Origin of the sequence: Chitinolyticbacter albus (genome assembly GCF_024437655.1) — a bacterium.
GTDB classification, from domain to species: Bacteria; Pseudomonadota; Gammaproteobacteria; order Burkholderiales; family Chitinibacteraceae; genus Chitinolyticbacter; species Chitinolyticbacter albus.
Map to the genome: position 1 here is coordinate 141,879 of NZ_JANBVF010000006.1, position 25,670 is coordinate 167,548.

28 protein-coding genes are annotated in these 25,670 nt (G+C 65.3%); 25 read left to right on the forward strand and 3 right to left on the reverse strand.

The features are described 5' to 3' along the window. Window positions 1-71 precede the first annotated feature (71 nt). From NLI84_RS05240 to nudC, 5 genes are read left to right on the forward strand one after another with little or no spacing between them, the layout of a single operon-like run. Window positions 72-1,502, forward strand: a complete 1,431-nt coding sequence (locus tag NLI84_RS05240; RefSeq protein ID WP_255988668.1) for a TIGR01777 family oxidoreductase — start codon at window positions 72-74, stop codon at window positions 1,500-1,502. Between the two features lie 9 nt (window positions 1,503-1,511). Next, complete coding sequence (locus NLI84_RS05245; RefSeq protein ID WP_255988669.1) at window positions 1,512-1,946, forward strand: SRPBCC family protein; 435 nt, start codon at window positions 1,512-1,514, stop codon at window positions 1,944-1,946. Further along, window positions 1,943-4,378, forward strand: coding sequence for a PEP-utilizing enzyme (locus NLI84_RS05250; protein ID WP_255988670.1), 2,436 nt, complete (start codon window positions 1,943-1,945; stop codon window positions 4,376-4,378). Before NLI84_RS05245 ends, NLI84_RS05250 begins: the two co-directional genes overlap by 4 nt. Window positions 4,379-4,437: 59 nt before the next feature. Next, on the forward strand, window positions 4,438-5,196 hold the full coding sequence (locus NLI84_RS05255; RefSeq protein WP_255988671.1) for a sulfite exporter TauE/SafE family protein: 759 nt from the start codon (window positions 4,438-4,440) through the stop codon (window positions 5,194-5,196). Continuing rightward, a complete protein-coding gene (gene nudC / locus NLI84_RS05260) occupies window positions 5,196-5,993 on the forward strand; it encodes an NAD(+) diphosphatase (RefSeq protein WP_255988673.1) in 798 nt (265 codons plus the stop codon). The genes NLI84_RS05255 and nudC overlap by 1 nt, the downstream gene beginning before the upstream one ends. A 9-nt stretch (window positions 5,994-6,002) precedes the next feature. Here nudC and NLI84_RS05265 read toward each other — a convergent pair whose 3' ends face one another. Next, entirely contained in the window at window positions 6,003-6,359 is a 357-nt protein-coding gene (locus NLI84_RS05265; protein WP_255988674.1) for a hypothetical protein, read from the reverse strand. A 171-nt stretch (window positions 6,360-6,530) separates the two neighbouring features. Here NLI84_RS05265 and NLI84_RS05270 point away from each other — a divergent pair, with 171 nt between their 5' ends. The 4 genes from NLI84_RS05270 to NLI84_RS05285 are packed head-to-tail and all read left to right on the forward strand — an operon-like array spanning window position 6,531 to window position 10,116. Next, on the forward strand, window positions 6,531-7,946 hold the full coding sequence (locus tag NLI84_RS05270; RefSeq protein WP_255988676.1) for an MltF family protein: 1,416 nt from the start codon (window positions 6,531-6,533) through the stop codon (window positions 7,944-7,946). A gap of 55 nt (window positions 7,947-8,001) precedes the next feature. After that, on the forward strand, window positions 8,002-8,793 hold the full coding sequence (locus tag NLI84_RS05275) for a sulfite exporter TauE/SafE family protein (protein WP_255988677.1): 792 nt from the start codon (window positions 8,002-8,004) through the stop codon (window positions 8,791-8,793). 59 nt (window positions 8,794-8,852) lie between these two features. After that, window positions 8,853-9,305: an EVE domain-containing protein gene (locus NLI84_RS05280; protein WP_255988678.1), complete on the forward strand. Its 453-nt coding sequence runs from the start codon at window positions 8,853-8,855 to the stop codon at window positions 9,303-9,305. A gap of 4 nt (window positions 9,306-9,309) precedes the next feature. Further along, window positions 9,310-10,116, forward strand: coding sequence for a sulfite exporter TauE/SafE family protein (locus NLI84_RS05285; protein ID WP_255988679.1), 807 nt, complete (start codon window positions 9,310-9,312; stop codon window positions 10,114-10,116). Between the two features lie 71 nt (window positions 10,117-10,187). Here NLI84_RS05285 and NLI84_RS05290 read toward each other — a convergent pair whose 3' ends face one another. Then, window positions 10,188-10,670, reverse strand: a complete 483-nt coding sequence (locus NLI84_RS05290) for a DUF5063 domain-containing protein (protein ID WP_255988681.1) — start codon at window positions 10,668-10,670, stop codon at window positions 10,188-10,190. 19 nt (window positions 10,671-10,689) lie between these two features. Continuing rightward, on the reverse strand, window positions 10,690-11,556 hold the full coding sequence (locus tag NLI84_RS05295; RefSeq protein WP_255988682.1) for a YicC/YloC family endoribonuclease: 867 nt from the start codon (window positions 11,554-11,556) through the stop codon (window positions 10,690-10,692). A 117-nt stretch (window positions 11,557-11,673) separates the two neighbouring features. Here NLI84_RS05295 and NLI84_RS05300 point away from each other — a divergent pair, with 117 nt between their 5' ends. The 16 genes from NLI84_RS05300 (at window position 11,674) to NLI84_RS05375 (ending at window position 25,650) form a co-directional block, all read left to right on the forward strand. Continuing rightward, window positions 11,674-12,642, forward strand: a complete 969-nt coding sequence (locus NLI84_RS05300) for a serine/threonine protein kinase (RefSeq protein WP_255988683.1) — start codon at window positions 11,674-11,676, stop codon at window positions 12,640-12,642. Continuing rightward, window positions 12,639-13,547, forward strand: coding sequence for a PP2C family protein-serine/threonine phosphatase (locus NLI84_RS05305; protein WP_255988685.1), 909 nt, complete (start codon window positions 12,639-12,641; stop codon window positions 13,545-13,547). Before NLI84_RS05300 ends, NLI84_RS05305 begins: the two co-directional genes overlap by 4 nt. 56 nt (window positions 13,548-13,603) lie before the next feature. After that, window positions 13,604-14,320, forward strand: coding sequence for a ribonuclease PH (rph, locus tag NLI84_RS05310; RefSeq protein WP_255988686.1), 717 nt, complete (start codon window positions 13,604-13,606; stop codon window positions 14,318-14,320). Between the two features lie 23 nt (window positions 14,321-14,343). Further along, window positions 14,344-15,342, forward strand: a complete 999-nt coding sequence (gene dusA, locus NLI84_RS05315; RefSeq protein WP_255988687.1) for a tRNA dihydrouridine(20/20a) synthase DusA — start codon at window positions 14,344-14,346, stop codon at window positions 15,340-15,342. Next, window positions 15,339-15,977, forward strand: a complete 639-nt coding sequence (locus NLI84_RS05320; RefSeq protein ID WP_255988689.1) for a retropepsin-like aspartic protease family protein — start codon at window positions 15,339-15,341, stop codon at window positions 15,975-15,977. Before dusA ends, NLI84_RS05320 begins: the two co-directional genes overlap by 4 nt. Beyond that, window positions 15,977-16,573, forward strand: a complete 597-nt coding sequence (gene rdgB / locus NLI84_RS05325) for an RdgB/HAM1 family non-canonical purine NTP pyrophosphatase (RefSeq protein ID WP_255988691.1) — start codon at window positions 15,977-15,979, stop codon at window positions 16,571-16,573. The genes NLI84_RS05320 and rdgB overlap by 1 nt, the downstream gene beginning before the upstream one ends. After that, window positions 16,570-16,797: a hypothetical protein gene (locus NLI84_RS05330; protein ID WP_255988692.1), complete on the forward strand. Its 228-nt coding sequence runs from the start codon at window positions 16,570-16,572 to the stop codon at window positions 16,795-16,797. The genes rdgB and NLI84_RS05330 overlap by 4 nt, the downstream gene beginning before the upstream one ends. 30 nt (window positions 16,798-16,827) lie before the next feature. Further along, window positions 16,828-18,027 (forward strand): radical SAM family heme chaperone HemW, encoded by a 1,200-nt coding sequence (hemW, locus tag NLI84_RS05335; protein WP_255988693.1) that lies wholly within the window; start codon window positions 16,828-16,830, stop codon window positions 18,025-18,027. A gap of 135 nt (window positions 18,028-18,162) precedes the next feature. Then, the gene (locus NLI84_RS05340; protein ID WP_255988695.1) at window positions 18,163-18,522 is read left to right on the forward strand and encodes a response regulator; all 360 of its coding nucleotides are present in this window, start codon (window positions 18,163-18,165) and stop codon (window positions 18,520-18,522) included. A 104-nt stretch (window positions 18,523-18,626) separates the two neighbouring features. Next, on the forward strand, window positions 18,627-18,998 hold the full coding sequence (locus tag NLI84_RS05345; RefSeq protein ID WP_255988697.1) for a response regulator: 372 nt from the start codon (window positions 18,627-18,629) through the stop codon (window positions 18,996-18,998). Next, window positions 18,995-22,450, forward strand: coding sequence for a response regulator (locus NLI84_RS05350; RefSeq protein WP_255988698.1), 3,456 nt, complete (start codon window positions 18,995-18,997; stop codon window positions 22,448-22,450). The genes NLI84_RS05345 and NLI84_RS05350 overlap by 4 nt, the downstream gene beginning before the upstream one ends. Next, window positions 22,447-23,286 carry a CheR family methyltransferase gene (locus NLI84_RS05355; RefSeq protein ID WP_255988700.1) on the forward strand — a complete coding sequence of 280 codons (840 nt, stop codon included), beginning with the start codon at window positions 22,447-22,449 and terminating at the stop codon, window positions 23,284-23,286. Before NLI84_RS05350 ends, NLI84_RS05355 begins: the two co-directional genes overlap by 4 nt. Further along, window positions 23,283-23,873: a chemotaxis protein CheB gene (locus NLI84_RS05360; RefSeq protein WP_255988701.1), complete on the forward strand. Its 591-nt coding sequence runs from the start codon at window positions 23,283-23,285 to the stop codon at window positions 23,871-23,873. The genes NLI84_RS05355 and NLI84_RS05360 overlap by 4 nt, the downstream gene beginning before the upstream one ends. Next, window positions 23,870-25,078 (forward strand): hybrid sensor histidine kinase/response regulator, encoded by a 1,209-nt coding sequence (locus NLI84_RS05365; protein WP_255988702.1) that lies wholly within the window; start codon window positions 23,870-23,872, stop codon window positions 25,076-25,078. Before NLI84_RS05360 ends, NLI84_RS05365 begins: the two co-directional genes overlap by 4 nt. A gap of 87 nt (window positions 25,079-25,165) precedes the next feature. Continuing rightward, entirely contained in the window at window positions 25,166-25,456 is a 291-nt protein-coding gene (locus NLI84_RS05370; protein WP_255988704.1) for a hypothetical protein, read from the forward strand. A gap of 35 nt (window positions 25,457-25,491) precedes the next feature. Continuing rightward, window positions 25,492-25,650: a DUF3309 family protein gene (locus tag NLI84_RS05375; protein ID WP_255988705.1), complete on the forward strand. Its 159-nt coding sequence runs from the start codon at window positions 25,492-25,494 to the stop codon at window positions 25,648-25,650. Window positions 25,651-25,670: the final 20 nt, after the last annotated feature.

A 25,670-nucleotide genomic window follows, 5' to 3' on the forward strand; every position in this document is an offset into this window, starting at 1 on the left:
TCAACATTAATTTCCGTCAAAACAGAAATTACGGAATATACTTCCAGCATCATTCAGCTTGGGAGTCCGCCATGGAGATCGTTCTGGCCCTATTGTTGTTGCAAGGACTGATGGGCGCGTTCGATACGCTCTATCACCACGAGCTGACCGTAGCCCTGCCACGGCAGGCGTCGACCCGGCTGGAGCTGGCCATCCACGCGGTGCGGGCGCTGCTCTATGGTGTGGTGTTCGCCGGCCTCGCCTGGCTGGAGTGGCATGGCAGCTGGCTGCTGGTGCTGGCGCTGCTCATCGGAATAGAAATCGCGCTGACGCTGTGGGATTTCGTCGTCGAGGACGGCTCGCGCAAGCTGCCGGCCAGCGAGCGGGTGTTGCACACGGTGCTCGCCATCAATGGTGGCGCGCTGTTCGGCCTGCTGGCCGTGCATGCGGCGACGCACTGGTGGCCCGCACCAACCGGCCTCGTCGTCGCCAGCCATGGCTGGATCAGCATCGTACTGACGCTGTTCGCGATCGGCGTTGCCGCCTCGGGCGTGCGCGATGGCCTCGCCGCGCTGCGCTTGAACCGGCAACAGGCCGCTTCGCAGCCCAACCCCTTCATCGGCAAGCATCGCCGAGTACTCGTCACCGGCGGCACCGGTTTCATCGGCGAGGCGCTGGTCCAGCAATTGCTCGATGCCGGTCACGAAGTGACGTTGCTGGTGCGCGATCCGCTGCGCGCCGCCTATCTGTTCCAGGGACGCGCCCGCTGCATCGCCGCGTTCGAAGCACTCTCTCCCGCCACCGAGTTCGACGCGGTGATCAACCTGGCTGGCGCGCCAATCGCCGGCGCCCGCTGGAGCGCGAAGCGCAAGGCCACGCTGCTTGCCAGCCGCGTCGACACCACCGAGACGCTGATCGCCTGGCTGGGTCGCGCCCGGCATCGCCCCGGCGTGCTGATCAACGCCTCGGCCATCGGCTACTACGGCAACCGGCTCGACGGCGTCGCGATCGACGAATCGGCCGGCCCGCAGGATGAATTCATGAGCGAGCTGTGTCAGCGCTGGGAAGCCGCCGCGGCGCGGGTCGATGCGCTCGAAGTGCGACGCGTGGTGCTGCGCTTCGGCCTGGTGTTCGGCGCCGGCGGCGCGCTGCCGATGCTGCTGCTGCCGTTCCGCCTGTTTGCCGGCGGGCGCATGGGCAACGGCGCGCAGGTGATGAGCTGGATCCATCGCGACGACGTGCTGGCACTGATCGCCCGTGCGCTGGCCGACCCCGGCTACCGTGGCGTCTACAACGCCGTGGCACCCGATGCGCAGCCACAGGCCGAGTTCGCCCGCGCCGCCGGCCGCGTGCTACACCGCCCGGTGTGGCTGCACCTGCCGGCCTGGCCGATCCGGCTGTTGGCGGGCGAAATGGCCGAGTTGTTCGTCGGCGGCCAGCGCGTGGTGCCGCAACGGCTGCTCACCGCTGGCTTTCGCTTCCGTTATCCCACGCTGCGCGATGCGTTGCGCGCCGAAGCCTGAGGTAGCCGCATGCCGATCGCCGAATATCGCTTGCAGATCCGCGCCACGCCGCAGGCGGTGTTCGCGCTGGCGCAAGATCCTGCGCGCCGCCGCAGCTGGGATCCGTTCACCCGGGAGCTCGTCTATCTTGACGGCGCGAGCGAACCCGGACCCGGCGTGCGCGTGGGGGTGCGTTCCTGGCTGGGCGCCCGCATGGTGGTGGAATACGTGGCCTTTCGGCCCGGCGAGTGCGCCGCCATCCGCATGGTGACCGGCCCCAGCCTGCTGCAAAGCTTCGCCGGCAGCTGGCGCTTCCTGCCGCAGCCGAACGGCGTGACCGAAGTCCGGTTCCGCTATACGCTCTCGGCGCGCTGGGCTTGGCTTGACCGCCTCGTTCAGCACTACTTCCGCCTCGAAACCCGGCGGCGGCTCGTCGCACTCAAGCACAGGATGGAACGATCATGAACCCGCAGCTCTATCTGCTCGGCGGCAACGGCAGCTGCGCCGCGTGGTGGGAAGACGTCCTGCCGCACTTTCGCCAGCATGCGCCGCAGGTCATCGAACTGCCAGGGTTCGGCAGCAATACCGCGCCGCTGTGCCGTGATCTCGATGAGCTCGCCGCTGAGCTCGTCGCCAGCACCACGCCGGGCTCCACCATCTACGCGGTGGGCGTCAATGCGCTGGTGGTATTGCACGCGCTCGTCCGGCAGCCGGGACATTTCGGCCGGGTGGTGATCCAGTCGCCGATCGGCGCCTATCTGTGGCAGCGTCGCCTGCCACGGCTGATGCGCTTGCGGCCGCTGCGGCGCCTGGTGCACGCGCTGCTGGCCCATGCGCCGGGGCTGATGCGCCGCAAGTTCTCGCGGCAGGACTGGTCACGCGAGCGGATCGCGCGCATGGGGGCCGGCTATCGCGCCTGCCGCGCTTTCAACAGCTACTGGGATATCGTGCGCGCCGATACCGCGCTGACGCTGTTCGACCGGATCACCGACCGCATCGAGCTGGTGTGGGGTGTGCACGACGGCGTGATCCCGGCCACGCAGGCCGCTGCGTGGGAAGCCATCCTGCCGCGCGCCACGCTCACCATCACCGTCCAGCCCGACTGGGGCCACTATCCGTGGATAGACGATCCGGCCGGCTTCGCGCGCTGGCTGGAAAGCGGCGAGGCGGGCTTTGTCGCCCACGGCAAGGCGGGGCGTCTGCAATTGGCGCAACTGGCCGGACTGCCAGTGCCCGCGAGGCTGACCCTGGCCGCTATCGATGATCCAGAGCTCGCACCCTTCCTCGCGGCAGCGCCGGACGCGCTGTGGGCCGTGCGCTCGTCCGGCGCGCACGAGGACCAGATCGACCACGCCAACGCCGGCCTCACCCGTACCTTTTTGCGCGTGCCAAGCATCGAGGTGCCTGCCCGCATCGCTGAGCTTCTGGCCGACGGCATCGGCGAGGTGGTGGTGCAGCGCTTTATCGAGCCGGTGCTCTCCGGCATCGCCTTTGCCCGTCATCTGGGCGCCGAGATCGAATGGGTGGACGGCCACTTGGCCGTGCTGGCCGATGGCGAGGTCACGCCGCAACGCGCTGTGCTGTCGCGCCTGGGCAGCAACTGGGCGCAGGGCGGCTTCGCCGAGCACGCCGGGCTGACCGAGGCTGCCCTGTGGGAATTCCTGCAGGCCGTAGTCCACGCCTTCCACTACGCCCACCTTGACATCGAATGGGCATGGGATGGCCAGGCACTGCACCTCTTGCAGGCGCGGCCGGTGACCACCTACCCGTGGCGGCGCCACCTCACCGCAGCCAATATCGGCGAGATACTGCCGCCGCAGCCGAGCCGGCTGATCGAACACGCACAGCGCCACGCCGCCGCCAGCATCCCGGCCGTGTGGGCGCGCTGGGATGGCCGCGTGCTGGCCGACAACGAGCCATTCACCGCCTGCCATGGCGACGCCAGCTATATCAACAACGACCTGTTCCTCGCCCGGCTGGTCGCCTGGGGCCTGCCTACGCAGCAATACGCCGACGAGGTCGGTGGCGCCGTGCCACGTCTGCCATTGCGGCCGTGGCGGCTGCTCTGCAACCTGCCGCTGCTGCTTGCAATGCACCGCGAGAGCCGCGCGGCGTTGCCCCGGCTGGAAGCGGGGCTGCGCCGGCTCGATGCCGAACTCGATGAACTGATCGCGGCACGCGAAGGCGGCGCGGCGCTGGCGCGCTGGCTGGTGCGTTACTACGTGCAGATCGTGCAGGGCAATCTGTGCATCGCACCGGCCATCGCCAGCAGCGGCGGCGCCTGGCTGGGACGCCCCGCCACCGTTTACGCCGAGCTTGGTGATGCACCCCATCGGCTGCCCTATGAAACCGACCCGGCCACGCCGCGCCAGCCCGGTGCCTCACTGCCTTTGCGCCCCTTCCCGGAATGGCCCCTCGCGGTCCGGATGGCGCACCGCATGGGCCTGCCCGGTCTGCGCGGCTGGTACGCGGAGGTGCGCGAGTGGTATCGCGACAATTTGATGCGGCTCTTGTACAAGCTGCACCACGCGATGCCGGAATCTGAACGCGAATACTGGTTTGCGCCACACCCGTCGCCGCGCACGCAAACGGGCAGCTTCTGGCAGGACGGCAGTGGCGAAACAGCGCAGCAGTTCGGCTTCGTCATTGTTCCCGGCTGCGCCGAGGGCGTGCTGGGCGAGCACATCCTGTTGGTCGATACGCTGGACCCCGGCCAATACGACGCGTACCGCCACGCCCGCGCGGTGATCGCCAAGAGCGGCGGCAAGCTGTCGCACGGCGCCACGCTGCTGCGCGAACTGGGCATCCCCTCGGCCGTGGTGCCGGAACCGGGCGACTATAGTCCCGGTCAGCAAGTGCGCTATGCACACGGCCAGCTGACGCTGCTCGACGCCTGACGCGCTTGCCGCCGGCCGGTGCGCTGGGGCACCATCGCCGGTCACACCCCGGTCACGTCATGCTCGATCTCGCCCTGCTGTTCGTCGTCTCGCTTGTCGCCAACACGCTGTCGTCGCTCGCCGGTGGCGGCGCCGGCCTGTTGCAGCTGCCCATCCTGCTGTTCCTCGGCCTCGCCTTTCCAGTGGCGCTGGCGACGCACAAGCTGGCGTCGGTGGCGCTCGGTGTTGGCGCCACGCTCAAGCACCTGCGCTCGCGCACGCTGGACTGGCGCTTCGCCCTGGTCGTGCTCGGCTTCGGCCTGCCCGGCGTGTGGCTGGGCGCGACCGTGATCCTGCATGTGCCCGAACACGCGGCACTGATCGCGCTGGCGGTACTAACCACGGGGCTCGGCATCCATTCGCTGTTGTCACCCGAACTCGGGCAGTACGATGCGGCGACCAACCGCGCCGGCTGGCGCCTGTGGCTAGGCGGCGCGGTGCTGTTCCTGATCGGCGTGCTCAACGGCTCGCTCACCTCAGGCACTGGGCTCTTCGTCACGCTATGGCTGATCCGCTGGTTCGGCATGGACTACAAGCAGGCAGTGGCGTACACGCTGGTGCTGGTGGGGCTGTTCTGGAACGGCACGGGCGCGCTGGCGCTGGCACTGCAGGCCGGCATCCATTGGCCCTGGGTGCCAGTGCTGCTGGCCGCCTCGGTACTCGGCGGGTATCTGGGTGCCCACTGGGGGCTGGTGCGCGGCAACCACACCATCAAGCGCGCGTTCGAGATGGTGACCATCGCCACCGGCATGTCGCTGTTCTGGAAGGCGTTTTTCTGATGCTGCCAGACGACTTCATCACCAGCTATCGCCTACTCGACGCACCGCTGCCAGAGGCGTTGACGCTGGCCTTCGCCGGAGACGCGCTGCTGTTCGCAGCGGGCAAACCCGCCGGGCTCGCCGATCTGCCCCCGCCACAGGCACTACACCTGATAGGCCATTATCGCGGGCAGCCCGTACAACTGGCGGACTGGCCCGCCACGGTCGAGCTGCCCGAGGGGATCTCGGCTTCCGCGCTGCGCACCGCCTGGGGCATGCTCGACGAAGCGCTGTGGCTGATCGCCGGCCGGGCCAGCCAGATCGCCACCTTTCATCGCACTCACGCCTACTGCGGCGTGTGCGGCACGCCCACGCTCGCCGATCGCAGCGAAGCGGCACGCGTCTGTCCGGCGTGCGAGCATCGCGTCTGGCCACGCGTATCACCAGCGGTAATGGTGCTGATCCGCCGCGGCAGCGAGCTGCTGCTGGCGCGCTCGCCCCATTTCCGGCCCGGGGTCTACAGCGCGGTGGCTGGTTTCGTCGAGCCGGGTGAAAGCCTGGAAGCGTGCGCGCACCGCGAGGTGCAGGAGGAAGTGGGCGTGACCATCGCCAACCTGCGCTGGTTCGGCAGCCAGAGCTGGTCGTTCCCGCACTCGCTGATGCTCGCCTTCGTCGCCGACTATGTCGGCGGCGATATCGTGCCGCAGGCGGGCGAAATAGAGGACGCGCGCTGGTTCACGCCCGACGCGATGCCCGGGCTGCCCGGCGCCAACAGCATCGCTTACCGGTTGATCCGCTCAGCGCTGGATCACGACTGACTCAAAAAGTCAGAATACAGGCAGCGTCGGATCATTCTTGGGTTGTGCTACTTCACACAGGCTCTTGGCCAGCGCCACCGCCACCGGCGAAGGCTCGCGTCCGGCGGTGATGTCTTTGCCTGCGTCGTTGAGCAGCCCGGTTTTCTTGCTGGTGCAGTTGGCCAGCAACGAAAGTCCGGCCGGTACCGTCATTTTCTGGGCGTAGGTATAGAGCGTGGCCACCCGCACGTCGCCGCTGGCGCGAACTTCGTTGCGATCGAGGCAATAGGCACGCTGATTGGCCGATGACTCGTAGCAGGCCAGATCGCTCTGTGCCTGGGCCGTGGCCGCGAAACCGGCCAATACGAGTGTAGCGATACGGAACATCGAAACTCCTGGGTGAACACACCATCGTGGCGCGTGAGGCGGATAGTAGAAAGACCGCCGGCTTGCCGCAAGCATTGCTGCCCATCAACACGCCAACTTCCTGGCATTGACGTTGGCATCAACGCGCAGCTTGGGCTAACCCTTAGAGTATCCGCCGTCAGGAATATCATCATGTCGTCGCTATCGCGCTTGTTGACTGCCATTTCGCTTGTATTGCTTACGACGTTTTCCCTGGCCAATGTACCGCTACCCAAGAACGGCGCCATGGGCGACCTGCCTGAGCTCGCCAAGCGCCGGGTGATCCGCGTGCTGGTCGTGCCGAGCAAAACCAGCTACTTCGTCGATCAGGGCACGCAACGCGGCGTGACCTACGAAACCTTCAAGGCCTTCGAGGACGACTACAACACCCGCAACAAGACGGGCCTGCTGCGCGTCCACGTGGTGTTCGTGCCCGTTGCGCGCGATCGCCTGCTCACCGATCTTGTCGCTGGCCGGGGCGATATTGCCGCCGCCAATATCACCATCACCGCGGCGCGCGATAGCAAGGTCGACTTCACCGCGCCGGTCTACGACAACGTCCGTGAAATCGTCGTCACGGGGCCGGGGGCTCCGCCGCTCACCAGCATCGAGGCGTTGTCCGGCCAGGAAGTGTTCGTGCGGCGCTCGTCGAGCTATTGGGAAAGCCTGAGCGCGCTCAACGCCCGGCTTGCCAAGAGCAAGAAGCCCCCCGTCAAGCTCAAGCCCGCGCCGGAAGTACTGGAAGACGAGGATCTGCTGGAAATGACGAACGCCGGCCTTGCCAAGATCGTGATCGTCGACGATCACAAGGCCGCGTTCTGGACCAAGGTGTTCCCCAAGATCGTGCCCCACCCGAATCTCGCGCTACGCGAAGGCGGCAAGATCGCCTGGGCGATCCGCCAGGGCTCACCCAAGCTCAAGGCTGATCTCGACAACTTCATTGCCACGCGCAAGGTCGGCACCGCCTTTGGCAACACGCTGGTGAACCGCTACCTGAAGAACGTGCAGTATGTGAAGGATGCGACCTCGGACGCCGAGCGCAAGAAATTCGAGCAGATGGTGCAGCTGTTTCGCAAATACGGCGAGATGTACAAACTCGACTGGCTGCTGATGGCGGCGCAGGGCTATCAGGAATCCAGGCTGGATCAGCGCGCCAAGAGCCACGTCGGCGCGGTGGGGGTGATGCAGGTGATGCCCGCCACCGGCAAGGAACTGGCCGTCGGCGACATCCGCCAGCTGGAGCCCAATATCCATGCCGGCGTAAAGTACATCCGTTTCATGGTCAACAAGTACTATGCGCAAGAGCCGATGACGGCACTCGACAAGCACCTGTTCGCCTTCGCCTCGTACAACGCCGGCCCGGCCCGGATCCGCAAGCTGCGCGCCGAAGCGAAGACGCGCGGACTGGATCCCAATCGCTGGTTCAACCACGTGGAAACCATCGTCGCCGAACGCATCGGCCGCGAGACCGTGCAGTACGTTGCCAACATCTACAAGTACTACATCGCCTATACGCTGCTGATGGAGCAGCGCCGGCAGCGCGAGGCCGCCAAGCCACCCGCCAAGTGATCCGCTCAGGGAAGCCGGCAGTGGCGCCGGGACGGCTTGCGGCGGATGATGCCGCATGCTCGACGCCCTGCTCACCCACGACCTGCTGTCGCAACTCGCCATTCTGATCCCGCTCGCCTTTACCGCGGGCCTGATCGATGCCGCTGTTGGCGGCGGCGGGCTGATTCTGGTTCCCGGCCTCTTCGCCACGCTGCCGCGCGAACTGCCGGCCATGCTGATGGGTACCAACAAGTTCGCCGCGATGATGGGCACGGCGTCGGCCACCTGGCGTTACGCGCGGCGGGTGCAGCTCGACTGGCATATCCTGCTGCCGAGCGCCGCCGCCGCCTTCGTCGGCGCCTATCTCGGCGCACGTGCCATCCACTTCCTGCCCGCCGACCTGATCCGGCCGCTGGTGATCGTGCTGCTCGCGGCCATGCTGACCTACACCTGGCTCAAGCCGGAATTCGGCACCGTCGATGCCGGCCGACCGCTCACCCGGCGCGATCTCTACACCGGCCTTGCCATCGGCACCGCGATCGGCTTTTACGACGGTTTCTTTGGCCCGGGCACCGGCTCGTTCCTGATTTTTTTGTTCGTACGCTGCTTCCACTTCGACTTCTTGCGCGCTTCCGCGTCGGCCAAGATCGTCAATCTCGCCACCAACGCCGCCTCGCTGGTGTTCTTCATTCCGGCCGGCATGGTGCTGTTTGCACTCGCCATTCCAATGGCGATCGCCAATATCGCCGGCGCCCAGGTCGGCAGCCGGTTGGCCCTCTCCGGTGGCAGCGCGCGGGTGCGCCAGCTGTTTCTGCTCCTTGCCTGCGCACTGCTGGCCAAGCTGTGCTGGGACACCTTCCTCAAGTAGCTTGCACCACCGGCGCGGCCTCGACTATGGTCGTGGCATCGACCAATCCGGAGCCCCGCATGGCCTACTGGCTGATGAAATCCGAACCCGACGATGTCAGCATCGACGATCTCGCCCGCATGGGCAGCGTCGGCTGGTACGGGGTGCGCAACTACCAGGCGCGCAACTTCATGCGCGACGAGATGCAGCTGGGCGATGGCGTGCTGTTCTACCACTCCAGCTGCCCCGCGCCCGGCATCGCGGGCCTGACCGAAGTCTGCCGCGCGGCCTATCCCGACCCGACGCAGTTCGATCCGGCGTCCAAGTATTTCGACCCGAAGTCGACGCCCGAACAACCACGCTGGCAGCAGGTGGATGTGCGCTTTGTCGCCAAGACGCCGCTGCTCTCGCTCGACGCCATGCGCCAGCACCCGCAACTGGCCGGCATGCGCGTGCTGCAGCGGGGTAACCGACTGTCGATCACACCGGTGACGGCGAGCGAGTGGGATTTCCTGCTACAACTGCTGCGCTGAACCGATGCTCTTGACCGCCCTTCTCGCCTGCCTTGCCATTGGTGTCGTCGCCGGCTTTCTGGCCGGCCTCTTGGGCGTCGGCGGCGGACTCGTCATCGTGCCGGCCTTGCTTGCAATGTTCCATCTGGTCGGTATCGGTGACGCGCATGCGCAGCACCTGGCGCTCGGCACCTCGCTCGCCACCATCGTCGTCACGTCGATATCCAGCCTGCGCGCCCACCATGCGCGCGGCGCCGTACGCTGGCCGCTTTGGCGCGCAATCACGCCGGGCATCGTGCTCGGCACCTTCGGCGGTGCCCAGCTCGCCGGCATCATGAGCGGCCCTACGCTGCAGTGGCTGTTCGTGGTCTTTGCCTATACCGTGGCCACGCAGATGCTGGCTGGCCGGCAACCGGCAGCCCACCGCCAGTTGCCGGGCCGCGCGACGACCAGCGCCTGGGGCGCCGGCATCGGCGTGCTGTCGAGCTGGGTAGGCATCGGCGGCGGCTCGCTGTCGGTGCCGTTCATGACCTGGCACAACGTGCCGGTGAAAGAAGCAATCGGCACCTCGGCCGCCATCGGCCTGCCGATCGCGGCAGCCGGCGCCATCGGCTACATCGTCAGCGGCTGGGGCGTAGCGGGGCTACCGGAAGGCAGCGTCGGCTTCATTTACCTTCCGGCCCTCGTCGGTATCGCGCTGGCGAGCTTTCCGCTGGCCAAGCTCGGCGCCGCCGCCGCGCACCGGCTGCCAGTGCCAATGCTCAAGCGGATGTTCGCCGGTTTGCTGATCGTGTTGGCCACGCGCATGGCGTGGCAATTGGTCAGTGGGTGATGGGGAATACAGGAAGCTAGTTATTCAGGCCATCACCTAAGCGGCTACGTCAAACCCACTACTCAAGCCCATCAAGAACCACGCTGATGGTGCAACGACTGCCAACAATGGAGCGCATAAAGCGCACTGGTCGCGTGCCGCCCCCAATGCGTGTGGAACGAGTTACGCCACGCCCACGCGGCGGCAGGCCGATTTCCCTTCTGATGCAGCGCCAATCCGCCCCTCAGGTCACGCCAGATGTCAGCAAGATCGTCTGCAACATCCCCGACACCAGGCAACGAATCGGCGACATCAGTAGGTTCGAAGCAAGCACCGTAGTAATTGAATGGGAGCGCGCCGAATCGCTTGAAAATCGCGAACCAGTCCTGATGAGCAGTGTCCGGGACTTCCTCCTCATCGAAGAGCTCAGGAAGGTTCAACGCGTGACTGTACAACTGCGAAACAAGCCTGAGGGCAATTCCGACCTCTTCATCCACTGACCTTGCGGGTGCCTCGGCCCAGTCACAGAAGTCCTGCGCCACGCGAGCAAAGTCATCAAGTTGCGAGATCGCCACTCCCCCCACGCTTCACACCTCACTCGATATTCTGGATCTGCTCGCGCATCTGCTCGATCAGCACCTTGAGCTCGATCGACGCCCGGCTGGTTTCGACCGATACCGATTTCGATCCCAGCGTGTTGGCCTCGCGGTTCAGTTCCTGCATCAGGAAATCGAGCTTCTTGCCCACGCTGCCGCCCTTTTCCAGGATGCGGCGGATCTCGGAGAAATGCGCGCCCAGCCGTGACAGCTCTTCATCTACGTCGATCTTCTGCGCAAACACGACGATCTCCTGCCGCACGCGATCATCGTCGCCGCCGCTGAGCGCCTCAAGGAAACGCGCCTTGAGCCTGGCCTCGTACTCGGTCACCAGCTGCGGCACACGCGGCTTGACGTCGGCCACGATGGCCTCCATGCCGGCGATGCGCTCCAGCAAATGCGCCTTGAGCTTCTCGCCCTCACGGCCGCGGCTGGCGGCCAATTCGGCCAGTGCCTCATCGAGCAGGCCCTGCAACGCCTCGTTCAGCGCATCGCTGCTGGCCGTGGCCTGCGTCAGCACGCCGGGCCAGCGCAACAGCTCGCCCAAGCGCATTTCGCCGCCGGCCGGCACCAGCTCGCCCGCTTCGCGCGCCACCGCCACCAACTGCTGCAGCAACTCGCGATTGAGCACGAGCTCCACGCCCGCTGCCGCCTGCGCGTTGAAGCCGATCCGGCATTCGATCTTGCCGCGCGCCATCTTCGCCGCAATGCGCTCGCGCAACATGCCTTCGAAGCTGCGCACTTCCTCGGGCGAGCGCACGGTGAGGTCCAGATAACGGTGGTTGACCGCGCGCAGCTCCAGGCTGAGCGTGCCCTCGGCCAGTTCACGTTGTACGACGGCAAAGCCGGTCATGCTGAATATCATGTTTTCTCCTGGCGGCTTGCCGCCTTGAATCCGCGACACCTGGTGGGGACCAAGCTTTACATTTGCGCGACGCTGAACCCACAATGGGTTTCAAAGCGGTCCAGTATAACAATCCCGATGGCCTCCCCCAGCAATCAGCCCCTTGCTCGCGGCTACCAGCTGCAGAACTACACAATCGCCAAGCTGCTGTCCGCTGGCGGCTTTTCCATTGTCTATCTCGCCCACGACGAGAACGACTACCCGGTTGCGATCAAGGAGTACCTGCCCAACTCGCTGGTGCTGCGCCAGGAAGGCTCGCAGGTGATGGCCAGCAACGATGAGAACCTCGCGCTGTTCCGCCACGGCCTCAAGTGCTTCTTCGAGGAAGGCAAGACGCTGGCGCATATCCAGCACCCCAATATCGTGCGCGTGATCAACTTCTTCCGCGCCAACGATACCGTCTACATGGTGATGGAGTACGAGCGCGGACGCACGCTGCAAAAGGAAATCCAGCTCAAGCACGATCGCGAAGGCGTCGACGAGAAGCTGATCCGCCACGTGTTCTATCACCTGCTGAACGGCCTGCGCGAAGTACACCTGAACAAGCTGCTGCACCTCGACATCAAGCCGGCCAACATCTACATCCGCCGCGATGGCTCGCCGGTGCTGCTCGATTTCGGCTCCGCCCGCCAGACCTTGACCAGCGAACATTCGCGGCTCACCCCCATGTATACGCCAGGCTTTGCCGCGCCCGAGCAGTACAACAAGAAGGACAGCCACGGCCCGTGGACCGATATCTACGGCGTGGGCGCCTCGATGTACGCCTGCCTTGCCGGCACGGCGCCGCCGCCTGCGGATCAGCGGCAGAAGGAAGACAAGCTGCCCGACGTCGCTCAGCGCTGGGGCGATCGCTACTCCCCCGAGCTGTTGACGCTGATCCAGCAATGCTTGGCGCTCAATGCCGACATGCGGCCGCAAAGCGTGCATCAGTTGCAAAAGCTGCTGCTGGAACCGGCGTCGGTGCCGCGGCATCGTCCCGGCCTGATCCGCTCGCTGCGCCGTACCTGGCTTAACTTCACCGCCAAACCTTCGCGAGTCAGCGAATGAAATTCACTATTTTCCAGGAGACCCGCCAGGGCGGGCGCAAGTACAACCAGGACCGCATGGGCTACTCGTACAGCCGCGATGCGCTGCTCCTGGTGGTAGCCGACGGCATGGGTGGCCATCTGCATGGCGAAGTGGCCGCGCAGATCGCGGTCGAGCTCCTGACCGACCAGTTCCAGAAGAAGGCCGACCCGGCGCTCGCGAACCCATCGCAATTCCTGGCCGATGCCTTTCAGCGCTGCCACGAGGCCATTTACCACTACGCCGCCAACCACCATATGATCGAAGTGCCGCGCACCACCTGCGTGGCCTGTGTGGTGCAGGACGGCATCGCCTACTGGGCGCACGTCGGCGATTCGCGGCTCTACCTGCTGCGCGAGCACCGGGTGGCGGCGCAAACGCGCGATCATTCCAAGGTAAGGAAGCTCGTCGAAGCCGGCGCCATCACCGAGGAAGAGGCGCGCACCCACGCCGAAAAGAACAAGATCTACTCTTGCCTGGGCGGCTCGTACCCGCCCGAGATCGAACTGGGCGGCAAGATCGCGCTTGCTGACGGCGACACGGTGCTGCTATGCACCGATGGGTTCTGGGGCTCGCTGCCCGACGACGAGATCACCCATTTCCTCGGCGCCTTCCCCGTGTTGTTCGCCATCCCGCAACTGATGGATCGCGCCGAATTGCGCGGCGGCAAGTTCAGCGACAACCTGACTGCGCTCGCCATCAACTGGCACGAAGAAGAAGACGGCATGGACGAAGACTCCTTCGTCTCGACGCAAAAGCTCGACCAGAACACCATCGCCACCCATGTCGACCCGATCGAAGTCAAACGCACGGGTGAGGTGACCGAAGACGACATCGAGCGCGCCATCGCCGAAATCCAGGCTGCCATTACCAAGTATTCCAAGTAGCCCTGTGCAGCAGCGCACGCGTATAATCCTTTGAATTTTCTTGGATTCAAGGTCTTATGCGCCCTTCGCAACGCCAGCCCAGCCAGCTTCGCCCCGTTCGCCTCACCCGCAACTACACCCGCCACGCCGAAGGTTCGGTCCTGGTCGAGTTCGGCGAAACCCGCGTGATCTGCACCGCCAGCGTCGAGGAATCGGTGCCGCCCTTCCTCAAGGGCAAGGGCCAGGGCTGGGTGACCGCCGAGTACGGCATGCTGCCGCGCTCCACCGGCTCGCGCATGAAGCGTGAAGCGGCGCAAGGCAAGCAAAGCGGGCGCACCCAGGAAATCCAGCGCCTGATCGGCCGCTCGCTACGCGCCATCATCGATCTGCAGAAACTGGGCGAGCGCCAGATCGTGATCGACTGCGACGTGATCCAGGCCGATGGCGGCACGCGCACCGCCAGCATCACCGGTGCCTTCGTCGCGCTCACCGACGCCATCAACGGCCTGATCGCCGCCGGCAAGCTCGCCGAGAGCCCCATCCGCGAAGCGGTGGCCGCCGTTTCGGTCGGCATCTATGGCGAGACCCCGGTACTCGATCTTGACTACCTTGAAGATTCCGCGTGCGAGACCGACATGAACGTGGTGATGACCGCAAGCGGCACCTTCATCGAGGTGCAGGGCACCGCCGAAGGCGTGCCGTTCTCGCGTAGCGAAATGAATGCGCTGCTTGATCTGGCGGACGCCGGGATACGCGAACTGATCGCGCTACAACAACAGGCGCTGGCCGTCTGAGCCCCCCTCTGAAAACGTACACGATGTCCCCGATTTCCCCCTCGCGCCGCTACTGCGTCGCGCCCATGCTCGACTGGACCGATCGCTACTACCGGCGCTTCGCCCGCACGCTGTCGCGCCACGCCTGGCTCTACACCGAGATGATCAACACCGGCGCCATCCTGCATGGCGAGCCGCTGCGCCACTTACGCTTTGACGAAATCGAAAATCCGCTGGCGCTGCAGCTGGGTGGCTCGGAACCGGCGGACCTCGCGCGCTGTGCGAAGATCGCCGGGAACTGGGGCTATGACGAGGTCAACCTTAATGTGGGCTGCCCGTCCGAGCGCGTGCAATCGGGCGCGTTCGGCGCCTGCCTGATGCGCGAGCCATTGCTGGTGGCTGATTGCGTCAAGGCGATGCGCGATGCCGTCGACATCCCGGTCACGGTCAAGCATCGCATCGGCATCGATGCGGAGGAGCGCTACGACTTCGTGCGCGACTTCGTCGGCCAGGTAGCCGATGCAGGCTGCGCCACCTTCATCGTCCATGCGCGCAACGCCATCCTCAAGGGTCTCTCGCCCAAGGAAAACCGCGAGATCCCACCGCTGAAGTACGACTACGCCTACCGGCTCAAGCGTGATTTCCCGCAACTGGAAATCATCGTCAACGGCGGCATCACCAGCCACGAGGCAGCACAAACGCATCTGGAACACGTCGATGGCGTGATGGTCGGGCGTGACGCCTATCACAACCCCTACGTGCTCGCCGAGGTGGATCGCCTGTACTACGGCGACACCCGTCCCGCGCCCAGCCGCGAAGAGGCGATCCGCACCTTGCGCCCCTTCGTCGAGGCGGAGCTCGCGGCCGGCACGCCGCTGCGCTTCATTGCCCGCCATATCCTGGGGCTGTTCCAGGGCCAGCGTGGTGCGCGCAACTGGCGCAGAATGCTGTCGGACGCCAAACTGCTCAAAGACGCCGACTGGCGCCTGATCGAACAAGCGCTGGCCGAGATCCAGCCCACCGAAGAGGAAGTATTGTCATGAAATGCACCCTGATCGCAGGCCTGCTGCTCGCAGCCAGCGTCGTCCATGCCGACCAGATCACCCTCTTGGCCACCATGGGAAGCAAGGCCGTGGTCAGCGTCGATGGAAAACGCCATACGGTGGCGCTCGGCCAGAAGGCGGGCGTTGCCAAGCTGGTGAAGCTCGACGGCGACAGCGCCGTGTTCGAGGTGGATGGCAAGCAACGCCGCCTGCTGCTAGGCGAGGGCTATATCGCAGGCAATGGCAACGCCAATCAGGAAGGCGCCAGCATTGTGTTAAGCCCCGATGCCAAGGGCCACTTTTTCTCCCAGGTGACGATCAATGGCAATAGCGTGGCCGGCATGGTCGATACCGGCGCCACGCATCTGTCTATGAATACGGCCCAGGCCCAGCGCCTGGGCATCGATTACGCCAAGGGTGAGCCGGCGCTGAGCCGCACCGCTAACGGTACCGTCAAGGCCTGGGTCGTTCAGCTACCGCAGGTGAAGATCGGCAATGTCAGCGTGTACAACGTGCCCGCCGGCGTGCGCGAAGGCGGCGATGACACGCCACTGTTGATCGGCACCAGCTTCCTCAACCGCTTCCAGATGAAGCGCGATCAGGAGCTGATGATCCTGACCAAGAAGGCCTACTGATGACACGCCGCATCGTGCTGGCGAGCAACAACGCCGGCAAGCTCAAGGAATTCGCCAAGCTGTTTGCCACCCTCGATATCGAGATCGTGCCGCAGGCCGAGCTGGGCGTGAGTGAAGCCGATGAGCCACATCACACCTTCGTCGAGAACGCACTCGCCAAGGCGCGCCATGCCGCGCGCGCGACCGGACTGCCGGCTCTCGCCGACGATTCGGGCATCTGCGTCGCCGCGCTTGGCGGCGCGCCGGGTGTGTATTCGGCGCGCTATGCCGGCGAGCCCAAGTCCGATGCTCACAACAACGAGAAATTGCTGGCCGAGCTTGCCAATCAGGCCGATCGCCGCGCGTGGTACTACGCCGCGCTGGTGCTGGTGCGTCATGCCGACGATCCTCAGCCCCTGATCGCCGACGGTGTTTGCCTGGGCGAAGTGCTGACCACGCCGCAGGGCGACGGTGGCTTCGGCTACGATCCGCTGTTCTGGCTGCCGCAGTTCGGCAAGACCGTCGCTCAGATCACACCGGACGAGAAGGCACAGATTTCGCACCGCGGCCACGCGCTGCGTGCGCTGATCGCCAAGCTCGCGGAAACCGGATTATGAGCGCCTGCGGCAACGAAGCGCGCTACGCCATCTGGCGCCGTGACGACAGTAGCGTGGTCTCCTGCACCGAGAAGGTGAAGGTGATGAACGAGAACCTCGACGAGCTGGTCCAGGCGATGCAGGACGCGTTCGAGGATGGCCTGCTGATGGAAGTCTCCGAAGCGCAGATGCGCGACGTGCTGCACCGGCTGGTCGATCACCTGAAGAACCCGTACCACCGCTGACTCCCAGCGTCGGCAACACCGCAGTCCCTCATGCAAACCATATCCCTCGCCAGCCTCAAGCGCACGCTCTCGCCCACCGCGGTGGAACTCACGGCGCTGCCGCCCTTGGCGCTCTACATCCATTTCCCGTGGTGCGTGCAGAAATGTCCGTACTGCGACTTCAACTCGCACACCCAGAAGGGCGGGCTGCCGGAGGATGAGTACATCGCCGCGCTGCTGGCGGACCTCGAATCCTGTCTGCCGTCGGTGTGGGGGCGGCCGGTATCGACCATCTTCATGGGCGGCGGCACGCCCAGCCTGTTCTCGGCCAGCGCGATCGATACGCTGCTCGCCGGCATCCGCGCCCGCATCAAGCTGCTACCCGATGCCGAGATCACGCTGGAAGCCAACCCGGGCACGTTCGAAGCCGACAAGTTCGCCGGCTACCGCGCCGCCGGCGTGAACCGGCTCTCGATCGGCATCCAGAGCTTCGATGACGCCAAGCTCAAGGCGCTGGGCCGCATCCACGGTCGCGACGAGGCGCTGGCGGCAATCGAGATCGCGCACCGCCACTTCGACAACTTCAACCTGGATCTGATGTACGCGCTGCCCGAACAGACGCTGGAACAGGCGCTCGCCGACATCGATCAGGCCATTGCGCTCAAGCCCACCCATCTGTCGGCCTATCACCTGACGCTGGAACCGAACACGCTGTTCCACCGCTACCCGCCTGCGCTGCCGGATGACGACCTCGCCGCCGACATGCAGGATGCGATCGAGGCGCGGCTCGCCGCCGCCGGCTACCAGCACTATGAGACCAGCGCCTTTGCGCTACCCGGCCGCCGCGCGCGGCACAACGTCAACTACTGGCAGTTTGGCGACTATCTCGGCATCGGCGCCGGTGCGCATGCCAAGATCAGCTTTCCCGATCGCATCACCCGCCAGGCGCGCTACAAACAGCCGGGCGAGTACCTCGCGCGCATGGCCGCGGGCTCGGCGGTGCAGACCGAGGAGACGCTGACGCGCGCGCAATTGCCGTTCGAGTTCATGCTGAATCTGCTGCGGCTTACCGACGGCTTTGCACTCGCTCTCTACACCGAACGCACCGGCCTGCCCTTGCCCACGCTGCTGCCGCAGATCGAACGCGCCTGTAGTGAAGGATTGCTGGAACGCGAGGGCGACTGGGTCCAGCCCACCGAGCGGGGCCGTCGTTTCCTCAACACATTGCTCGAACGCTTTCTTGCCGATTGAACCCCTGGCAGTGCGTTGCGCGCGTATGCGATGCCACGCAATTGCCCACCCCTGATCGTCTATGACGATTAGGTAATTGCGCAAATGCGCCCGACGTCATACGCTGCTCTTCTAGCCACCGCCAAGCCCCCTTCAATGCGCGCCGCCCAACACATCCTGTACGTCGAGGACAACGCCATGTTGCGCGCCACGGTGTTCGACTATCTCGAAATGCTGGGGCATCACGTGCAGGCGGTTTCCAGTGCCGAGGCGGCGCTGGGCGCACTGGCGCAATCGCGTTATGACGTACTGATCACCGATGCCAGCCTGCCGGGCCGCTCGGGGCTGGAGCTGATACAGGATGCGGTCCAGATGCAACCGACGCTGCAACTGATCCTGGCTTCCGGGCACGATCTGGTCGACGAAGCGGCGCAACTGGGGTTCCCGATCAGGCTACTGGCCAAACCCTTCGATCTGGACGCGCTCGAGAACGTCATCGAAGCGCGCATCTTGTAGGCATCGTCCTACACGGCATCAGAATCCGCTGATAGCAGCAAAGCGTACGGGCGGCGATCATCGCCGGCACGCTGCCCGGCTCGGGCTGGTCGGAACCTGGGACGATGCTGACCGTACTGATACTCGAAGATCACGCCGACCTGCTCGAATGCGTCGCCGAGGAGCTGGAATGCCTTGGTCATCGGCCGATCTGCTCCCGCACAATCGATGAAGCCCGCGCACAACTGGCAAAGCACGACGATATCAGCGTGCTGATCACCGATCTGCAGCTCGATGGCGAAATGCGCGGCGAAGCCTTCGCACTGGCCGCGCAGGCTGCGCATCCGGGCTTGCGTGTCGTCGTCACCACCGGCCATTCGGCCGAGAAACTCAGCGAAGAGGGCCGCCGCCGTTTCGCCCTGCTGTGCAAACCCTATACGTTCGACGCGCTGGCACAGGCCATAGCCAGTCCACCCCCTACACCCGGTATGCCATGATCACAACCCCGCACGCCCCCTCGCAAACCGATGCCTTTCGCAAGGTGCTATCGCGCAACGTGATGCTGCCGTTGCTGCTGGGCCTCACCAGCGCTGCCGTGTTCGTGGCGCTGCTGCTCTACCTCGTCTCGACGATGCGGCTGGTCGATCATTCCAACCGCGTGATTGGCGCCGCGCAGGAAATCAGCAAGCTCGTTGTCGATTCGGAAACCGGCATGCGCGGCTACCTGCTGACCGGGCGCCGCAATTTCCTCGACCCTTACAACCACGCGATCGCGCGCACGCCGCTCGAGCTTGACGCCATTCGCCAGTCCACCTCGGACAACCGCCAGCACGGCGAGCGCCTGACCCGGGTTTCGCAGCTCTACAGCCAGTGGCGCGAGTACAGCGAGCGGGCCATCACGCTCAAGCAAAGCAATCAGGACTTCACGACCTACGTCTCGGCGGAGATCGGCAAGAACCTGATGGATGCGATACGGGCCGAGCTTGGCGCGGTGATCGACGGCGAGGAGGCGCTGCGCGATGCGCGCAGCCGGCGTAGCAGCGATATGGTGACCTGGTCCGTGGCCTGCATCGTGCTGCTGATGCTGATCGTCGGCGGCGGCCTCGCCTACAACGGCAGGCGCCAGTTGCTCGCGCTGTCCCTGGTCTATCGCGACGCCTTGCAACAGCAGCAGCAGCAGGCCGATGCCCTCGGCGAGCAGGCCTGGATCAAGACCGGGCAGACCGAACTCGCCAGCCGGCTGCTCGGCCAGCAGTCGATCGCCGTGCTCGCCAGCAATGCACTGCAACAGCTGGTGCAATATCTGGGGGCCCAGGTCGGCGCGTTCTATATCCAGCGCGACGACAACCGCTTCCATCTGGCGGCCGGCTACGCGCTGGCGCCCGAGCACGCCCGCGCGACGTTCGCCACAGGCGAAACGCTGGCCGGGCAAGCGGTGCGTGACGGGCGGCTAGCGCTGCTCGAGCAGCTGCCGAACGACTACCTGCCGGTGAGTTCGGCGCTGGGTGAGCGCGTGCCACGGCAGATCCTGATGCTGCCGGTGATCGGCGATAGCGGCGAGGCGCTGGCCGTGGCCGAGCTCGGCTTCGTCGAGCCGGTATCGGCACGCGCGCTCGAATTCGCCCAGCTGGCCGCCGCCAATCTCGCCTCCGCGTTGAAATCGGCCAGCTACCGCGAGCAGTTGCGTGCCACGCTGGAAGAGGCGCAGCAGCTGAACGAGGAGCTGCAGACCCAGCAGGAAGAACTCAAAACCGCGAATGAGGAGCTCGAAGAGCAATCGAATGCGCTGCGCGAAACGCAGGGCCGGCTGGAAAACCAGCAGGCCGAGCTCGAACGCAACAACGAGCAATTGTCCGAACAATCCGAGCGCCTGCAGCAGCAGAAGGATTTCCTCAACGAGCGCAATCAGGCGCTGCGCCACGCGCAGTACCAGCTGGAAGAGCGTGCCGGCGAGCTGCAACGCGCCAGCCAGTACAAGAGCGAGTTCCTTGCCAACATGTCGCACGAGCTGCGCACGCCGCTCAACAGCGCGCTGATCTTCGCCAAGCTGCTCGCCGACAACCCGCAGGGCAACCTCAGCGATGAGCAGGTGCGCTTTGCCAGCATGATCCACGACGCCGGCAGCGATCTGCTCAACCTGATCAACGACATCCTCGATCTAAGTAAAGTCGAGGCCGGCATGCTCGACGTGCACGCCGAGCCCGTGGCGCTGGCCCAGGTCGAGCGCCATATGCACGCACTGTTCCAGCAACTGGCGCTCGACAAGGGCATCGCCTTCACCACCCGGCTGGATCCGCACGCGCCGCACGCGCTGCACACCGATCAGCGCCGGCTGGAACAGGTGCTGAAGAACCTGCTGTCGAACGCCTTCAAGTTCACCCACGAGGGCGAGGTGGCGCTGTTCATCAGCGCCGACGAGCACGGCATCGCGTTTGCCGTACGCGACACCGGCATCGGCATCGCGCCCGAACAACAGCAGGTGATCTTCGAGGCGTTCCGCCAGGCCGACGGCACCACCAATCGCAAGTACGCCGGCACGGGCCTCGGGCTGTCAATCTCGCGCGATCTGGCCCGATTGCTCGGTGGCAACATCCAGGTGGACAGCGCGCCCAACATCGGCAGCACCTTCACGCTGCACTTGCCGCTCGCGCTCGATGAGCCACAAGCCGATATCCCGCCGCCGCCGGCCGCCACCGCAGCGCCGGCCCGTGAATCCTTGCCCATCGAGCATTACGCCGATGACCGGCTCGCCTTGCCCGAGCAGGGCCGGGTGATGCTGGTGATCGAGGACGACGAACGCTTTGCCAGCATCCTCTACCAGCTCGCGCACGAGCGCGGCTTTGCCTGCCTGGTGGCGCTCACGGCGCAGGAAGGCGTGCAGTTGGCCGGCCTGCATCGGCCCGACGCCATTCTGCTCGACCTGAAACTGCCCGATCAGAGCGGTATGGCGGTGCTGGAACAGCTGAAGGAAGACCCGCTCACCCGGCATATCCCCACCCACGTGATTTCCAGCCTCGATCGCGGCGATGCCGCGCTCTACATGGGCGCCGTCGGCTATCTCGCCAAACCGGCGGCACACGACGAGTTGCTGGCGGTGTTCGAGCGGCTGGAAGCCAGGCTGTCGCAGAAGATCAAACACCTGCTGCTGGTCGAGGACGACGCGATGCAGCGCGAGAGCATCACCCACCTGATTGCCGATCCGGACATCGTGATCACCGGCGTGGCCTACGCCGAGGAAGCGCTGCAGCTGCTGCGCGAGCGGGTGTTCGACTGCATGGTGATCGATCTGTCGCTGCCGGACATGCACGGCCTGCAGCTGCTCGAACGCATGGCGAGCGAGTTCAGCGCCTTCCCACCGGTGATCGTCTACACCGGTCGCAACTTGTCGCGCGATGAAGAAGCCATGCTGCGCCGCTACTCGCACTCCATCATCATCAAGGGCGCGCGCTCGCCCGAGCGGCTGCTGGACGAGGTGACGCTGTTCCTGCACCAGGTGGAAACGGCGCTGCCGCCCGAGCGACAGCAGATGCTGCGCATCGCGCGCAATCGCGAGCGCGCGTTCGAGGGCGCAACGCTCTTGGTGGTCGACGACGACGTGCGCAACGTGTTCGCGCTGACGAGTGCGCTGGAAGCGAAGGGCGCCAAGGTGGTGATCGCACGCAACGGCATCGAGGCGCTCAACCAGCTCGATACGCAGCCGGTGATCGATCTGGTGCTGATGGACATCATGATGCCGGAGATGGATGGCTACCAAGCCATGGCCGAGATCCGCCGCCAGCCGCGCTTTGCCGACCTGCCCATCATCGCCGTCACCGCCAAGGCGATGCGCGACGATCAGGAACGCTGCATCGCGGCCGGCGCCAATGATTACCTGGCCAAGCCCATCGATCTGGATGCGCTGGTCTCGCTGGTGCGCGTCTGGATCGCCCGACCGGGACGAACGCGATGAGCTTCGATCCGCGCCTGTACCCGGAACGCGATTTCGAGATCGAGCTACGCCTGCTGATCGAGGCGATCTATCTCAAGTACAACTATGATTTTCGCAACTACTCGCCCGCCTCGCTCAAGCGGCGGGTGCAGCATGCGCTGGTCCAGTTGCAATGCGATACCGTCTCGGCGCTGCAAGATCGCGTCATCCACTCGCAACAGCACTTCTCCGATCTGGTGCAGTTCCTCACCGTGCCGGTGAGCGAGATGTTTCGCGATCCGGCCTATTTTCGCGCGCTGCGCGAACAGGTGCTGCCGGTGCTCGCCACCTATCCCTCGCTCAAGATCTGGATCGCCGGCTGCAGTACCGGCGAAGAGGTCTATTCGCTGGCCATCCTGCTGCACGAGGAAGGCCTGCTCGAACGCAGCCTGATCTACGCCACCGACATCAACCCGCGCAGCCTGCAACGCGCCGAGGATGGCATCTACCCAGTCGGGCAGGTGCAGCGTTTCACCAGCAACTACCAGGCCGCCGGTGGCAAGCGCGCCTTTTCCGACTACTACACCGCCGCCTACGGCTCGGCGATCTTCGATCGCCAGCTCAAGAAGCAGATGACCTTCGCCGACCATAGCCTCGCCACCGACGCGGTGTTCACCGAGACCCAGCTGATCTCCTGCCGCAATGTGCTGATCTATTTCAATCGCGCGCTGCAGGATCGTGCCTTCGGCCTGTTCCGCGATTCGCTGTGCCATCGCGGCTTCCTCGGCCTGGGCAGCAAGGAAACGGTGCAGTTCTCGGCGCATGCCGACGATTTCGAGACCCTGACCCGCCAGGAACGGATATTCCGCAAACGATGAAGCTGCTTGCCCACCCGATTTCAGCCGTGGTGATCGGCGCCTCCGCCGGCGGCGTCGAGGCGCTGCTGGCGCTGTTGCCCCGGCTGCCCATCGACTACCCCTACCCGGTGATCGTGGTGCTGCACCTGAGCGAGCGCGAGGACAGCGTACTGCCCCGGCTGTTCGCCGCCCGCACGGCCATGCCGGTGATCGAGGCGCGCGACAAGCAGCCGGTACGTGCCGGGACCATCCACTTCGCTCCGGCTGGCTACCACCTGCTGGTGGAACGCGACCGTCACTTCGCATTGAGCATCGATGCGCCGGAGCACTACTCGCGCCCGTCCATCGACGTGCTGTTCGAATCGGCCGCCGATGCCTGGGGCGAGCACCTGGCCGGCGTGCTGCTGACCGGTGCCAACGAAGATGGTGCCGCCGGGCTCGCCACCATTGCCGCACGGGGAGGCCTCGCGCTCGTGCAATCGCCCGACGAGGCGGTCATTGCCACCATGCCGCAGGCGGCGATCGACACGATGACCCCGCACGCCGTCCTCACGCTCGCCGAGCTCACCCGCACGCTGTGCGCGCTGGCCGGCAAGGAACCGCTATGACCGCCCTCGACAAGGTCCAGCTGCTGCTGGTCGACGACCTGCCGGAGAACCTCGCCGCGCTCGAGGCGCTGATCGGCCATGCCGGCATCACGGTACACAAGGCCGCATCGGGCGCCGAAGCGCTGGAACTGCTGTTGCAGCACGAGTTTGCGCTGGCCATCGTCGATGTGCAGATGCCGGGCATGAACGGTTTCGAGCTCGCCGAACTGATGCGCGGCACCGAGCGCACCAAGCACATCCCCATCGTGTTCGTCAGCGCCGCCGGGCGCGAGCTCAACTACGCCTTCAAGGGCTACGAGAGCGGCGCCGTCGATTTCCTCTACAAGCCGCTCGACGTGCACGCGGTGCGCAGCAAGGTCAACGTGTTCGTCGACCTGTACCGGCAAAAGCGCACCTTGTCCTGCCAGCTGCAGGCGCTGCAGGCGGCGCAGCGCGAACAGGAAATCCTGATGGCGCAGCTCAAGGCCACGCAGGCCGAGCTGGAAATCGCCATCCGCAACCGCGATGACTTCCTTTCAGCCGCCGCGCACGAGCTGAAGACGCCGCTGAACGTGCTCAAGCTGCACGCGCAGATGCGCGAGCGCCAGCTGGAAGCCGGTGACCCCGCCGCCTGGTGTAGCGAGAAGGCGGCGCGCATGGTCAAGCGCGAAACGCGCCTCGTCGAAACGCTGGTCCGGCAGATCGACGACATGCTCGATATCTCGCGCATCCGCACCGGCAAGTTCTATCTCAACCCGGCCCAGACCGACCTGGGCGAGCTGGTGGCCGGCATGATCGAGCAGTTCTCCGAGCAGCTCGAATGCGCGCAGATGCCGGTGCGCATGACGCTGCAGCCGGGCGTCGTCGGCCAGTGGGATGGCTTCCGGCTCGAGCAGGTGCTGGCCAATTTCATCACCAACGCCATGCGCTACGCGCCTGCGGTGCCACTGACGATCTGCGTGAGCGGAGACGAGGCCCACGCCCAGATCATCTTCCGCGACGACGGCCCGGGCATCGCGCCCGAACACCACTTCCGCATCTTCCAGCAGTACGAGCAGGCCGGCAGCGGTAACGGCGGCTTGGGACTGGGGCTCTTCATCTGCCAGCAGATCATCAGCGCGCATGGTGGCCAGATCGCCGTGCACAGCCTGCCCGGCGAAGGCACGGCCTTCATCATCGACCTGCCGCTCTCGCCGCCCGCTGTAGGACAAGCGCCGACCGCATGATCATCCGGAACACGATGCCCGCCCTGCAATGGGGCGGGCATCATGGTTTTCGACAACCGCGAACGCGGAATAGAAAACGGAGGATCCATGCTTTACTGCACATTCAACTTCGACGACGAACCCAATAGCTGCTACCTCAGCGCCTGGGGCGGCAAGCATCAACAGCGCCATCACGTGGCGATCTACGACCAGTCGTCCGGCGACATCGTCGCCCGCTTTGCCCTCGATGGCATTGCCGTGCCGCAAGGCGAGCTGGAGCTGATCCACCGCCGCGCCATCGCCCAGTTCCGCCGCCAGCGCCATGCCATAGGCGGCGACCAGTATCGGGAACTGGACCCCCGCAGCGCGCCCTGGTCTGGCGACGTGATCCACATCTGATCCTCAACCCGCGCCTGCCGGCGCAAGGAGCCGCCATGTCACTCAGTCTGATCCTGTTGATCGTGTTGATCCTCATCCTGCTCGGCGCCATCCCGGCCTGGCCCTACAGTTCCGGCTGGGGCTACGGGCCCAGCGGCATCGTCGGCCTGCTGCTGGTCGTGCTGATCGTGCTGATGCTGATGGGCCGCCTGTAGCGCAGTGGCCAGGCCGCCCG